The organism is Roseomonas aeriglobus, assembly GCA_016937575.1.
Classification (GTDB): domain Bacteria; phylum Pseudomonadota; class Alphaproteobacteria; order Sphingomonadales; family Sphingomonadaceae; genus Sphingomonas; species Sphingomonas aerigloba.
The window spans coordinates 2,473,487-2,487,063 of record JAFHKN010000002.1; the positions used below are offsets into that span (position 1 = coordinate 2,473,487).

A 13,577-nucleotide genomic window follows, 5' to 3' on the forward strand; every position below is an offset into this window, starting at 1 on the left:
GCCCGTCCGGCAGCCAGTTGGTGGGGTTCACGTGAAAAAGATCGAAGCGATCATCAAGCCGTTCAAGCTCGATGAAGTGAAGGAAGCGCTGCACGACGTCGGCGTCAGCGGCATCACCGTCACCGAGGCCAAGGGCTTCGGGCGGCAGAAGGGGCACACCGAACTCTATCGCGGTGCGGAGTACGTCGTCGACTTCCTGCCCAAGGTGAAGCTGGAAGTCGTCGTCGAGGACGCGCTGGCCGAACGCGTGGTCGAGGCGATCGCGGGCGCGGCGCAGACCGGCCGCATCGGCGACGGCAAGATCTTCGTGATCCCGGTCGAAACCGCGCTGCGTATCCGCACCGGCGAGCGCAACGAAGACGCGATTTGACCTCCCGCAATATTCAGTGAAGAGATTGCGCTGCGGCGCAACATGATTCTGCCGTCCCGGGGGACGGCGTTCCAACCAGAACGAAGGGCATCACCATGGCGAATACGGCCAGCGACGTACTGCAGAAGATCAAGGACGAAGAGATCGAGTGGATCGATCTGCGCTTCACCGATCCCAAGGGCAAGTGGCAGCACCTGACCATGGTCGCGAGCGTGATGGGCGAGGACGAGTGGACCGACGGCCTGATGTTCGACGGCTCGTCGATCGAGGGTTGGAAGGCGATCAACGAATCGGACATGATCCTGAAGCCGGATCTGGACGCGGTCTACACTGATCCCTTCTCGGCCACCCCGATGCTGATCGTGTTCTGCGACATTCTGGAGCCGTCGACGGGCGAGGGCTACACCCGTGATCCGCGCACGACCGCCAAGCGCGCCGAAGCCTATGTCAAGACGCTGGGCATCGGCGACACTGTGTATGTCGGGCCGGAAGCCGAATTCTTCATGTTCGACGATGTGCGGTTCGAGAACACCTATTCGTCCAGCTACTACAAGCTCGACGACATCGAACTGCCGGGCAATTCGGGCCGCGAATATGAAGGCGGCAACCTGGCGCACCGTCCGCGCGCCAAGGGCGGCTATTTCCCGGTCGCGCCGGTCGATAGCGCCGTCGACATCCGCGGCGAGATGGTGTCGACCATGCTCGAAATGGGCCTGCCCTGCGACAAGCACCACCACGAAGTCGCCGCCGCGCAGCACGAACTGGGCCTGACCTTCGGCACGCTGACCACGACCGCCGATCGCATGCAGATCTACAAGTACGTCGTCCATCAGGTCGCGCATGCCTATGGCAAGACGGCGACGTTCATGCCCAAGCCGATCAAGGAAGATAACGGCTCGGGCATGCACACCCACTTCTCGATCTGGGAAGGCAAGACCCCGCTGTTCGCCGGCAACGGCTATGCGGGTCTGAGCGACATGTGCCTCTACTTCATCGGCGGCATCATCAAGCACGCCAAGGCGGTCAACGCCTTCACCAACCCGACGACCAACAGCTACAAGCGCCTGGTCCCGGGCTATGAAGCGCCGGTGCTGCTGGCCTATTCGAGCCGCAACCGCTCGGCCTCGTGCCGCATCCCGTACGGCTCGGGCGCCAAGGCCAAGCGCGTCGAAGTCCGCTTCCCCGATGCGCTCGCCAACCCGTATCTCGCCTATGCCGCGCTGCTGATGGCGGGCCTGGACGGCATCCAGAACAAGATCCATCCGGGCGAGGCGATGGACAAGAACCTGTACGACCTGCCGCCGGCCGAACTCGCCGAAGTGCCGACCGTCGCCGGTTCGCTGCGCGAGGCGCTGGACAGCCTGGAAGCCGACATGGACTTCCTGCTGAAGGGCGACGTGTTCACCAAGGACCAGATCGAGGCCTATGTCGAACTCAAGCGTGCCGATGTGGCGCGTTGGGAAATGACGCCGAGCCCGGTCGAGTTTGATATGTACTACAGCGGCTGAGCCGGCCGTGCCGGCAGGCGGTGCGAGCGGCAAAGCCAGCTCGCACAATCGCTGCCGGCCGGCGTCGCTCAGGCGACGACCGACGACGCGGCTTTGCCGCGGCAAAATCTGAAAGGGGCGTGCGGGAAACCGGGCGCCCTTTTCTTTTGCCCGTCCGCATCCACCGTCATTCCCGCGCAGGCGGGAATCCATCGTCGCTGAACGACATGAGACCACGGCAACCAGCGTCAATTGATCCCCGCCTTCGCAGGGATGACGGAAAGTAATTCCGGCATCCTGACGCACTCCTGGGGACGGGCAATCGCTTGCCGCACCGGGAGCCCTCGACTAGCCTCGCCCCATGATCCGCGCCCTCCCCCTCCTCGCTCTCGCTGCCACCCTCGCCACCCCGGCCATCGCGCAAACCCCGGCGCAGATCGCGACGATGCGCAAGACGATCGCGGCCGAGGAGGCGCGCACCGTCGATCTGCTGACGGCTCTCGTGAACCAGAACTCCGGCTCGTTGAATCTCGACGGTGTCACCAAGGTCGCCGAGATGATGCGGGCGGAGCTGGAGCCACTGGGTTTCAACGTCACCTGGGAGGACCAGAAGGCCGCCGGCCGCGCCGGGCATCTGGTTGCGACCAAGCCGGGCAAGGGCGCCAAACTGCTCCTTATCGGCCACCTCGACACGGTGTTCGAGCCCTCCTCCCCGTTCCAGAAGGCGGTGCGGGAGGGCAACAGGCTGACCGGCCCGGGGTCGGGCGACGACAAGGGCGGGCTGGTCGTGATCGTCGCGGCGCTGCGCGCGATGCAGGCGGCGGGGACGCTGCGGGATGCGGCGATCACCGTCTATCTGACTGGCGACGAGGAGAAGACCGGCACCCCGCTCGACGTCGCGCGCGGCGGCCTGATCGCGGCGGGCAAGGCCGCCGACTATGCGCTGGAATATGAGGGCCTGTACGTCGAGGATGGCAAGGAATGGGGCACGATCGCGCGGCGCAGCGCCGCGAGCTGGGAGCTCCGTACCAAGGGCAAGACCGGGCATTCGGCCGGCATTTTCAACGAGAAGATGGGCTATGGTGCGATCTACGAGATGGTGCGCATCCTCGACGCCTTTCGTCGCGACCTGCCCGAACCCAATCTGACCTATAACGTCGGCGTGCTGGCGGGCGGCACCCCGGCGACGATCGACGCGGCAGGGGTCGACGTGGCTGCGACCGGCAAGACCAATGTCATCGCCGCCGACGCGATCGCGCGCGGCGACCTGCGCACGCTGACGCCCGAACAGGACGCGGGCGTACGCAAGAAAATGGCGGGTATCGTCGAACAGCATCTGCCCCTCACCTCGGCGACGCTCAGTTTTTCGGACAGCTATCCGCCGATGGCGCCGACCGACGCCAACGCCGCGCTGCTGGTCAAGCTGAACGCGGTCAACCGCGACCTGGGTCTGCCGGAGACGCCGCCACTCGATCCGCTGAAGCGGGGTGCGGCGGACTCAGGCTTCGTTGCTGCCAATGTCGCGACGATCGGCGGGCTGGGCGCGGCCGGCACCGGTGCGCATGCGGACGGCGAATGGGTCGACCTTGCCTCCATCCCGCGCCAGGCGCTGCGTTCGGCAGCGCTCCTTACCCGCTTGTCGAAGGAACGCTCGAAGCGGTGACGCGTCTGTCCGGGCAAACCTCCCGGAGAATAGCCATGGCCAAGCTGAAAGCGATCGCGCTCAACTGTACCCTGAAGGCGAATGCCGCCGACAAAAGCTCGACCGATGCGATGATCGCGGTGCTCGAACAGGCGTTTGCCGAGCATGACGTCGAAGTCACCGAGACGATCCGCGTCGCGGCATGCGACGTCAAACCCGGCGTCACCAGCGACGAGGGACCCGGTGACGACTGGCCGCTGATGCGCAAGAAGATCCTCGACCACGACATCCTGATCTTCGGCGGCCCGATCTGGATGGGCCAGATCGGCAGCATCGCCAAGCGCGTGTTGGAGCGGATGGACGCCTTCATCAGCGAAACCGACGACCAGGGCCGGATGCCGTCCTACGGCAAGGTCGCGGTGGCGGCGATCGTCGGGAACGAGGACGGCGCGCATTTCAGCTCCGCCCAGCTGTTCCAGTCGCTGAACGACACCGGCTGGACCATCCCTGCAGTCGCCGCCTGCTACTGGGTCGGCGAAGCGATGGGGTCGACCGACTTCCAGGACCTGCCCGAAACGCCGGAAAAGGTAACGAAGACCGCGAAGATGGTCGCATCGAATGCGGCGCATCTGGCGGGGTTGCTGAAGGGCGCGAATTATCCGGGGTGATCCGATCCTCCCCTGAGAGGGGAGCAGGACCATCGGAAGGATGGTGGAGGGGTGTCCCGCTCAGGATAGGCCGACACCCCTCCGTCAGGCCTGCGGCCTGCCACCTCCCACTACAGGGGGGATGGGCTTATCCCGGAATCAGCAATGTGCTCCCCCGCGTCTCGCCTGCTTCCATCGCGCGGTGCGCTTCCGCGGCGTCCTCCAGCGCGAAGGTGCGGCCGATCTCGGGCCGGATGTGCCCGGCGCGGAGCATGCCGAACACCGCGTCGAAGCCCGCTGCGCGTTCCTCTGGCGTGACGTAGTAATCGAACATCGTCGGGCGCGTGACGAACACCGACCCGTGCGCGGACAATGTGCCGAGATTGACGCCCGTCACCGCGCCCGAGGCATTGCCGAAGCTGACGATCAGCCCCCGGCGCCTGACCGATGTGAGCGACGTCTCCCAGCTTGCCTTGCCGACGCCGTCGAACACGACGTCGGCACCCGCGCCGCCGGTGATCTCGCGTACCCGCGCGGCGATGTCGTCGCTGCGATGATCGAGCACATGGTCGGCCCCGGCGTGCCTGGCGTCCTTGCCCTTCTCCGCGCCCCCGGCGATGCCGATGACGGTGCTTCCCCGCGCCTTCAGCCAGCCGACGAGCAGATGCCCGACCCCGCCCGCCGCGGCCCAGACGAGCGCGGTCTGGCCCGGCTGCACCTTCGCACAGCGATCGACGAGAAATTCCGTCGTGCCGCCCTTCAGCAGCACCGTCGCCGCGGTGCGATCATCGATGTCGTCCGGTAGCGGGATCAGCTCCTTCGCCGGCAGAACCCTCGCGGTCGCATAGGCGCCGCGGGTCGGGCCGAAAGTGCCGACGCGATCGCCGGGCTTCACCGTCGTCACGCCCGGCCCGACCGCCTCGACCACGCCGGCCGCTTCGCTGCCTAAGCCGGCGGGAAGCTCGACCGGATAGAGGCCGCTGCGGTGATAGGCGTCGATATAGTTCAGGCCCACCGCAGTGTTGCGCATCAGCACATCGCCCTCGCCAGGCGGATCCAGGTCGACATCGACCCACTGGATCACCTCGGGTCCGCCGGTACGCTCGATCCGTGCAGTGCGTGCCTTCATCTCATCAGTCTCCGTTTCGCGCGGCGATGGCAAAGGCGCCGGCGGCCGCCAGCCACAACGTCGTGACGACCAGAGTGGCTCCGATGATGTCCCGCGGATAGTTGCGGCTGCCCTCGCCCCAACCCATCGCGAGTGCAAGGATGCCGATCGCGACCTGCACCGCGGCGGCGACGGCGAAGGTCCAGGCCATTCCCCGGGCGCGGGCATGCGTCACGAAGGCCCCGCCAACCGCCACTGCAATGACGAGTGCATAGAGCTGGTTAGCGGCGTTGTCCTCGCTGCCAATGATGCCGACCGCCAGATTCACCCAGACCAGGAAGAAGCCGGCGAATACCCCGATCGCCGCACCGATCCGGTAAGGCCAACCGCCCGCCATTCGTGTCAGCCGATCGAACGCGAGTCCGGCGACGGCAAGCATGGTGCCGAAGACGAGGAAGTCGAACGCGGTCCAGTTGACCTCGCGCGTGAACTGCATCGCGACGAACGGCAGCGCGAGCAGGGCGACGGCGCCGCTCCAGGCGGCGATGCGCAGGCGGCGGCCAAGCGAGTCGTTGGTGGTGCTGGTCATGGGTGTCCTTCCGGTGAGCTTGGATGGACCGGATGTGGCAGGTCGGCGGGTGAGCGGCATGAGCGCGGTGTGAGGAAGCGGTGAAAAGCGCAATACCGTCGGACGGGACCGCGGCGCGGCCCCGCCACCCGCCGTGGCGAGTCCGCGATGTGCTTTAAGCAAATCGCCGGCCGCCCGCTCAGTAATCCTTCGTCACGCGGACGTTCACGCTCTGTCGCCCGATCGTCGACACCGACGACAGCAGCGACAGCCAGCGCGTGACCTGAAACTCCAGGCGCGTTGCCGAATAGCCCTGACCGTCGGAGATGATTTCCGCATAGACCCGTCGAGTCAGGAATTTGCCGGCGGCGATCGAGGTGGCCGCCCCCGTCTGCGGGTCGGCGGGCAGGATGCGCAGGCGGTCGAGTCCGGCTGCACGACGCACCGCGTTGATCGGATTGAGCCCATTGCCGCCGTTCTGCAGCGCCGACACCGCCGCGGCCAGCTGCAGCGCCTCGGGCGCCGACAGGCTGGTGATCGACGTCCCGAACAACAGTCGCGAAAGCAGCTCGTCTTCGGGCAGCGCGGGTACGCTGGTGAAACCGATCTCGGGCCGTTCCGACGTCCCCGTCACGCGGATCGTCGCGTTCAGCCCTTGCGTGTTCGCATTCGCGGCGATGTCGAGCGCCGGGTTGGCGGGCACGCTGCCGTCGAACCGGATATTGCCGCGGTCGATCTCGAACTCGCGACCGGCGAATTCGTAATCGCCGCGAACCAGATCGAGACGGCCGGTGATCTTCGGATTGGTCGGCTCGCCGGCAATCTTGAGATTTCCCGACCACACGCTGTCGAGGCCAAGCCCCTGGACGACGAACCCTTCGCCGATCCGTGCATCGAGATCGAGCTGCCAGGGCTCGGCGGGCTGGTCGTCTTCGTCTCCGCCGCCCGGCACATTGATCTCGCGGATGTTGAGCCGCGGGATGGGCACCGTCTGCGCAGCCTGGCCCAACCGGTAGCGTCCGCGGTTGACGGTAACCTGACCCGAGATGGTGCCGCCCACACCGTCCGAACGGAACCGCAAGGGGCCACTGACCGTCGCCGAGATATCGTCGCGGCCGATCAGCCGGGCATTGTCGGCCTGAACCGACAGGTCGATGCCGAGCCCGCGCGCGGCGGCGAAATCGAAACTGCCGCTGCCCGATACGCGGCCGGCGCCGCTGTCCTGCGCGGTAAACTGATCGATGACCAGTCGCGACCCGCCGAAGCGCCCGCTCGCCGCCAGGTTGCGCAGCACGGTGCCGGTGACGCTGCTCTCGATCCGCGCGGTCTGGGTGCGCAGCGAGCCGCGGATCTGCGGGCTTGCCAGCCGACCGGTCACGTCGGCGCCGATCGCGACGGGACCCGACAGGTCGAACAGCTCGACGCCCGTCAGTCGCCACAAGGTGTCGGCGGGACCCGAATACCGAATCTGCCCGAACAGCGGCGCATTCATCAGCCGCGTCATCAGGTCGCCCCCGCCAAGCGGCGACAGCAGCATCTGCGCGCGGCCGATCGTCTGCCCGCCGCTCGCCATGACCGCGCGGACGCCCGCCTTGCCAGCGTCGAGCGTGCCGGCGATGCCGACATCGATCGGGCGGGAGGACAGGACGAGGCCCGATCGGGTGAGCCCGCGTATCGTCATGTCGATCGTACCGGTCGGGGCCGCCCCGGTGCGATCGACGTAACGGAGGTTGCCCGTCGCGCTGCCGCCGAGGCCGAGGCCGGGATAGCCGATGTCGAGCACCGACAGCGGCATGCGGGTGAGACTTGCGTCGATCGCGGTCTCGACGCCTGAGAAACGCCCGCCGACCTGGGCTTCGCCGCCCGCGAACGTCAGTCGCGTCGGCTCCAGACGCCAGCCATCGCCATCGCGGATGATCACCGCAGGCGCCTGAAGGGCGATCGGCCGGCGGTCGACGGTTCCTTGTGCCTGAACGGTGTAGCGGTCCGTTGCGACGCCGATGACCGATTGAATCGCGAACGCGCGCCCGCGGCTGCCGGCGATCGAGGCGCGGATCTCCCCGACGCCGCCGACCAGCTTCGCGTTCGCCGCGAGCCGGGCGAGCGATAGCGATCCGCGGCGCAGGCCTTGCGCGGTCACCGTCGCCTCGATCGAGGTGCCGGCAGGGTCGAGCAGCACGGCCGCCTCGACATGCCCGCGGCGGATCCGCAGTCCGTTCAAATCGGCGGCCTGTGCGTCGAGCAGAATGTCGATCCGCTGGACGTCGCCCTGCGGCCGGAACGCGAGATTGCCGCTCAGCCCGCGCCCGGCGACGTCGAGCTTGCCGGCGAACCCACCGTCGACGACGTCGAGCACACCGGTCGATCGCGTGCCGGCCACGTCCAGCCGGGCGATCTGGATCCGCGCGTCGCTGCCCTGCGGTAGCAGGATCGCTCCTGCCGCCTGGAACGCGCCGAGCCGCGACCCGCCCGCAGCGGTGAAATCGAAGCCTTGCGCCGTGGGGTCGAGGTGGGCGCGCACGTCGCTCAGCCCCAATGCATCGGCAGGGCGGCGCAACAGCAGGTCGATCGTCGGCCGCTCGATCCGCCCGTCGAGGCGCAGCGTGAGCGGACCATAGCGCGCCTGGCTACCCGAACCTTCGAAGAAAAAGGTCCCGTCGCGGCGGCGATAGCCGTTGCCGCTCAGCTTCAGCCCCGGCGAGATCAGTTGGAGCCCGCGCAGATAGAGGATGCCGTCGTTGCCGCGTTCGAGTCCCGTCACGATCCGCGGCAGGCCATTCGTCAGACTGGCGAAGAAGGCATTGTCGAGACGCACCACCGTGGCTTGTCCGCGCCCGACGACGCGGGTGCCCTTGCCCCCCGGCCCGGGCACGACGGTCAGGCGCGACTCCACGTCGACCAGACCAATGCCGGGGATCAGGTAGCGCCTCAGCCCGCCACTCAGGCCGACCTCGTAGCGCCCGGTGCGCAGGTCCAGGAACAGAGTGATCCGGCCGTTGAGTTTGTCGGAGCGCAGGATCAGGCCGTCGCCGGTCAGCTCGCGGGCGGTGACGCGCAGCGGGCCGGTGACATGCAGGTTGCGCAGGATGCCGCCGGCAACGTCGCCGACTCCGGTCACGCGCGCTGCGGTCAGGTCGACCGGCACGATCACCGGCGGATCGGACAGGCGCAGCCGCCCGGCGGCGCGGACGACCTCGAACCCGGTGTCGTCGAACTGCACCTGGGCCGCGGTCAGACGGTAATCGACCCCGGCGGTCGCGAACGCGCCATCGACGATCGCGCGCAGCTGAATGTCCCGGCCGGTCATGTTGGGGAACAGTGCAGGCGGGCGAAGCAGGCGGCCCGCGATGCGGACGTTGCGGAAGCGGCTGGCGGCAAGATCGATCTCGCCCGTCGCGTCGAGGCTAAGCGCGGGCGAGCGGAGCGACAGGTTGCCGTCGAGCTGGCGCCGGGCGAGCGTGGCGGCACCGTTGACCAGAATACGCGGGCTGCTCAGCCGCTGGAGCTTGCCGCCGACCAGGCTTGCAGGCGCGATCATGCCGGTCAGCGCATAGCGGCCAGCGTCGTTGGCCAGCGCCAGATCGACGATCCGCGCCCGAGCGGCATCCATTCGCGCGTTACCGCGCCATTGCTGCCAGTCGCCGTCGCCATGGATTTCGGCGGCGAGCGGACGGGCGATGCCGGTCAGCTTCGCCAATACGCCCTGCGCCGTCCCGCGGGCGGAGACATCGACGTCGAAGCGATTGCGGTCGGGCTCGGCATCGAGGAACAGCCGCAACCGGTCGCTGCCCTGCACGACCGCATCGAGCTTGGCCATCGCGCGCCCGGAGCGGATCACGGCGTTGCCGCTGAGCGACCCCGTCCGCGCGACACCCGTCACCGCCGGCGCGATGTCGAGCCGGTCGATCCTGAGCTGCCCGATCGCAATGTCGATCTTCGGCAGGATCGGACCCTTCTTACCCGTCTTCAACGTCCGCGGCAGCTTGTGGAGGGTGGCCTGCGGTATCGCCAGCGTGCGGATATCGAGCCTTTCGGCAACCAACGCGAACGGTCGCCAGTCGAGCTCGGCGCGCGGCACTTGCAACACCAGGCCATCGGGGTCGCGCAGGCGGACGTCGATCAGCCGCGCCTTGCCGTACAGCGACCCTTCGATCCGGCCGACCGAATAGCGCAGGCCGTTCGACGGCCGTTGCGCCGCGATCCGGTCGGCGACGAAGCGGTGCCCCATCTGCGTGTCGAGCAGCGCAGCGGCGGCCAGCAGCACCGCGACGACCAGCAGCGCCGCGACCAGGAACCGCCCGATCCACAACCGATGCGCCGGGCGTGGCGGGGGCGAATAGTCCTCGGGCGCCCCGTTCCCGCTCAAGACGTCGTCGCTCAAAAGGCTTGTCCCAGAGAAACATAGACCCCGATCTTGGGATCGCCCGGCTGCGGGTTGAGCGGCGTGCCGACGTCGATGCGGATCGGCCCGAAGTTGGAATAATAGCGTACGCCCAGGCCCGCACCGTAACGGAAGCCCGAGAATTTCGGCAGTGGCGTCGTATAGATGTTGCCCGCGTCGAAGAAGGGTACGACGCCGAAATTGCCGAACGCCTTCACCCGCGCTTCGATCGAGAATTCGGTGATACTGCGCCCGCCGATCGGCGCGTTGTTCGGGTCGCGCGGTCCGATCGACTGGAAGCCATAGCCGCGGACCGACGCCCCGCCGCCCGCGTAGAAGCGCCGCGACGGTGCGATGGCGTCGCGGGGTGCACCGGCGATGGTCCCCAGACGAATGCGGCTCGCCAACACCACGCTGTCGGTGACGGGCCGATACACGCTGCCGTCGAACTGGATTCGCGAATAACCGAACGCGCTGCCGACCAGCGACAGTTCGGGGCTGAACCGTCCGCTCAGGCGGAACCCGCGGGTCGGGTTGAGCAGGTCGTCGGAACCGTCATAGGTCAGGCTCGTCGGCAGGGCGCCGATGAAATAGGTCTGGCGCCGCGGCTGGCCGGTATCGGCGATCACGTCGCGCTCGTCGGTCGCGACCAGTTCCGCCCCCAGCGACCACGTCCAGGTCTTCTGAAAGAAGATGTTGGTCTGGCGTTCGAGCGAGGCCGCGAGTTGCAGCGTATCGGCCTCATAGGCGTCGCGCTCGGTATGCGCGGCGCTCAGTTGCGCGGTCAGCACGCGGTCGCGACCATGGAAGTTGTTGCGCCGGAAGACGAGGCTGCCGAGCTGTTCGCGCGTGCCGAGCACGCCGCGGACGGTCAGTGCGCCTTCGGGCGGGAACAGATTGCGGTGCGTCCAGCTGAGTTCGGCACGCGCGCCTTCGCCGGTGCCGTAGCCGAGCTCGCCCGCAATGGTGCGCGGCGGGGCGGGTTCCAGCGCGACTGCGATGTCGACCGTGCCGGGCGTCTGCCCCTCGACCGTATCGACCCTTGCGGAGGAGACCAGCCCGGTCTGGATCAGCGCGCGGCGCAGGTCGATCAGCGCGCTTTCGGTGAACGCCTGGCCGGGCTTGAACCGGGCGATGTCCTGGACGTGCTCGGGACCGAAGATGCGCGTGTCGGTCATCGTCACCCGGCCGAAGCGGCGCTCGGTGCCGGGCGCGACCGCCAGGTCGAGCGTCGCGGTGCGCGCCGCGCGATCGACGACGATTTCGGGCTCGCCGACGGTGCCGAACGCGAAGCCCTCCTCGCCGACGGCCGTGCGCAGCCGGTCGGTCGCCGCCGCGATCGCGTCGCTGTTGACCGGCGCCCGCGGCTCGAGGCCGAAGGCGGCGCGCAGGTCGTCGGCCTTGGGCCCCGCCTGGTCTACGCCGGCCAGGGTCACGCCGCCGAAACGATACAGCGGGCCGGCATCGACATCGAGCGTCACCGCCACCGCGCCGCCGTTTGGCTCGACCCGCGTCGCGATGCGGGCGTCGTAATAGCCCTCCGCCTTCAACAGCGTCTCCAGCAGGCCGGCGTCCTCGCGTGCGCGGCGGTCGATCTGCGCGGCGTTGGCCGGGTCGCCGCGGTTGGCGCGTAGGGCAGAGGCGGCGTCGAACCGTTGCCGTAGCAGCGGGCTGGCGATGTCGTCGATGCCGGTGACGGTGTAGCTATAGCGCGTTTCCGCGGCGAGATCGGCGCGCGCATCGGACGCCGCATCGGTATCGGCCGGCGCCTTCGACAGATCGGGCCAGTCGACGCCGATGCCGGGAATGTCGGTCATCGGCGACATCGGGTCGAGTGTGTCCTGGCCGCCCGGCACGGCAGGCGCAGGCGGTTGCGGCGCGGGCGGCACGCTCTGGGCAAGGGCGGGAAACGGCAGGAGCACCAGGCAACAGGCCAGCGCACGATGCCGGCGGACGGGCCCGGTCATGGCCCTTCTCTAGCCCGCGGCAGCGACGGGCGACAATATTTTAGTGGACGGTGCCGACCACGTCTCCACTCGCCAGCAGCACGATCAGCCGCTCGATCTGCCGCCAGTGGCAGAATTGCGCGGCATTGCCCTGGTCGCGGCTGCGCTCGGCACGGATCGCGGCTTCGAAACAGGCGTCGTCGCCATGTTTGTCGAGCAGTGCGGTCGCATCGGCAACGGCCTGGGGACCTGCCAGATACGGCAGGGGCGTCTCGAGGATTTCGTCGAAGAACATCGCCGATGACCTATCAAGCCGCGTGCCAGAACCGGCGGTTCGACGCAGGTCTGCGGGCGACGAGGGTTAACGTGCAGCGTGCCGCCCCCCGCCCCGCGTCCCGCCGATCCCGCAACGGGACGGTGGCGTCCGGATGCGGGACATGGCAAAGGCGCCTGACGATGGCCGAGCTTCCCCCTGACCGTAACCCGATCGGCGCCGGTGCGCCGTTCATCCTGCTGCTGATCGCGGGCGTCGTCATCGGTTTGGTGACGGGCCAGGTGACGCTGGGATTCCTGGGCGGCGCCGCGGCGGGGATATTGGTCGGCGTGCTGCTGTACCTGAACGACCGGCGGCGGGGCTGAAGCGCCACGGCGCATCGGTTTGCGCGCGACTGTTGCGAATGTTTTCCGCCGCCACTGTTTCGACGTGCCGCGGCCTCCGCCGGGGCACCGGCATGAGACCAAGGACCAGCTGAGCGAATACGGCGGCTCATAGACGCCGCACGAGCTCCACGACGCGGCCGAGCACCTCGACGTCCGCCAGCGGCACGCTGCGTTCCGCGGCATTGTCGCTCAGAATCCGCCACCGGTCGTCGTCGCGGACCAGGCGCTTGACCAGCAGCTCGTCGCCGCAGCGTAGCACCCAGATCGCCGCCTTCTTTCCCGGCGTGCGCTGGCCGCGGTCGACCAGGATGCGGTCGCCATCGATCAGTGTCGGCTGCATCGAATCGCCGCGCACGTCGAGGATCGCGGCGTCGGTCGCGCGGATACCGAGCCGGGCAAGATCCTCCGCCGCATAGCCCGCGCTCGCCACCGTCGCTTCGCTGGTAACCAGCCGGCCCGGCCCGGCCGATACCGACACCGCCAGCCGCGGCACGCGAATGATCACGGACGGAGTCGCGCCGCCCAGTACCGCATCGTCCACGCCGAAGAAGCCGGCGATCAGCCCCCGCTCCCGCTCCGGCAACAGCTTGGGCGTACCCCGGCGCATATATTGCTGCATCCACGCCGGGTTACGCCCGACGACGCGCGACAGGGTCGACAGGCTGACACCGTCACGGGCGATCAGGCCGTCCAGCACGGCGCGTTGGTCGATTGGGTCCATAGCGGCACAATATGCGTAGGAAATATCCTAGACAAGTTGGAAATTCC

Annotated in this window: 11 protein-coding genes; 5 read left to right on the forward strand and 6 right to left on the reverse strand. The window is 68.1% G+C overall.

The features are described from left to right. The first annotated feature begins 31 nt into the window (after nucleotides 1–31). The 4 genes from JW805_12340 to JW805_12355 all read left to right on the forward strand — a co-directional run bounded on the left by JW805_12340 (nucleotide 32) and on the right by JW805_12355 (nucleotide 4,167). Entirely contained in the window at nucleotides 32–370 is a 339-nt protein-coding gene (locus JW805_12340; GenBank protein MBN2972805.1) for a P-II family nitrogen regulator, read from the forward strand. Nucleotides 371–465: 95 nt separating this feature from the next. After that, a complete protein-coding gene (gene glnA / locus JW805_12345; GenBank protein ID MBN2972806.1) occupies nucleotides 466–1,878 on the forward strand; it encodes a type I glutamate--ammonia ligase in 1,413 nt (470 codons plus the stop codon). Nucleotides 1,879–2,218: 340 nt separating this feature from the next. Then, nucleotides 2,219–3,520, forward strand: a complete 1,302-nt coding sequence (locus tag JW805_12350; protein MBN2972807.1) for a M20/M25/M40 family metallo-hydrolase — start codon at nucleotides 2,219–2,221, stop codon at nucleotides 3,518–3,520. Nucleotides 3,521–3,555: 35 nt separating this feature from the next. Beyond that, nucleotides 3,556–4,167, forward strand: coding sequence for a flavodoxin family protein (locus tag JW805_12355; GenBank protein MBN2972808.1), 612 nt, complete (start codon nucleotides 3,556–3,558; stop codon nucleotides 4,165–4,167). A 127-nt stretch (nucleotides 4,168–4,294) separates the two neighbouring features. On the opposite strand, the gene JW805_12360 is transcribed toward JW805_12355, so the two are convergent. The 5 genes from JW805_12360 to JW805_12380 all read right to left on the reverse strand — a co-directional run bounded on the left by JW805_12360 (nucleotide 4,295) and on the right by JW805_12380 (nucleotide 12,444). Next, nucleotides 4,295–5,275, reverse strand: a complete 981-nt coding sequence (locus tag JW805_12360; GenBank protein MBN2972809.1) for a quinone oxidoreductase — start codon at nucleotides 5,273–5,275, stop codon at nucleotides 4,295–4,297. A 4-nt stretch (nucleotides 5,276–5,279) separates the two neighbouring features. Continuing rightward, complete coding sequence (locus tag JW805_12365) at nucleotides 5,280–5,843, reverse strand: hypothetical protein (GenBank protein MBN2972810.1); 564 nt, start codon at nucleotides 5,841–5,843, stop codon at nucleotides 5,280–5,282. A gap of 178 nt (nucleotides 5,844–6,021) precedes the next feature. Next, complete coding sequence (locus tag JW805_12370) at nucleotides 6,022–10,203, reverse strand: translocation/assembly module TamB domain-containing protein (protein MBN2972811.1); 4,182 nt, start codon at nucleotides 10,201–10,203, stop codon at nucleotides 6,022–6,024. Beyond that, nucleotides 10,200–12,170: an outer membrane protein assembly factor gene (locus JW805_12375; protein ID MBN2972812.1), complete on the reverse strand. Its 1,971-nt coding sequence runs from the start codon at nucleotides 12,168–12,170 to the stop codon at nucleotides 10,200–10,202. Before JW805_12375 ends, JW805_12370 begins: the two co-directional genes overlap by 4 nt. Before the next feature lie 40 nt (nucleotides 12,171–12,210). Beyond that, the gene (locus tag JW805_12380) at nucleotides 12,211–12,444 is read right to left on the reverse strand and encodes a hypothetical protein (protein ID MBN2972813.1); all 234 of its coding nucleotides are present in this window, start codon (nucleotides 12,442–12,444) and stop codon (nucleotides 12,211–12,213) included. A 161-nt stretch (nucleotides 12,445–12,605) separates the two neighbouring features. On the opposite strand from JW805_12380, the gene JW805_12385 reads away from it, so the two are divergent. After that, nucleotides 12,606–12,788, forward strand: coding sequence for a hypothetical protein (locus tag JW805_12385; protein ID MBN2972814.1), 183 nt, complete (start codon nucleotides 12,606–12,608; stop codon nucleotides 12,786–12,788). A gap of 127 nt (nucleotides 12,789–12,915) precedes the next feature. On the opposite strand, the gene JW805_12390 is transcribed toward JW805_12385, so the two are convergent. After that, nucleotides 12,916–13,530 (reverse strand): S24 family peptidase, encoded by a 615-nt coding sequence (locus JW805_12390; protein MBN2972815.1) that lies wholly within the window; start codon nucleotides 13,528–13,530, stop codon nucleotides 12,916–12,918. Nucleotides 13,531–13,577 lie beyond the last annotated feature (47 nt).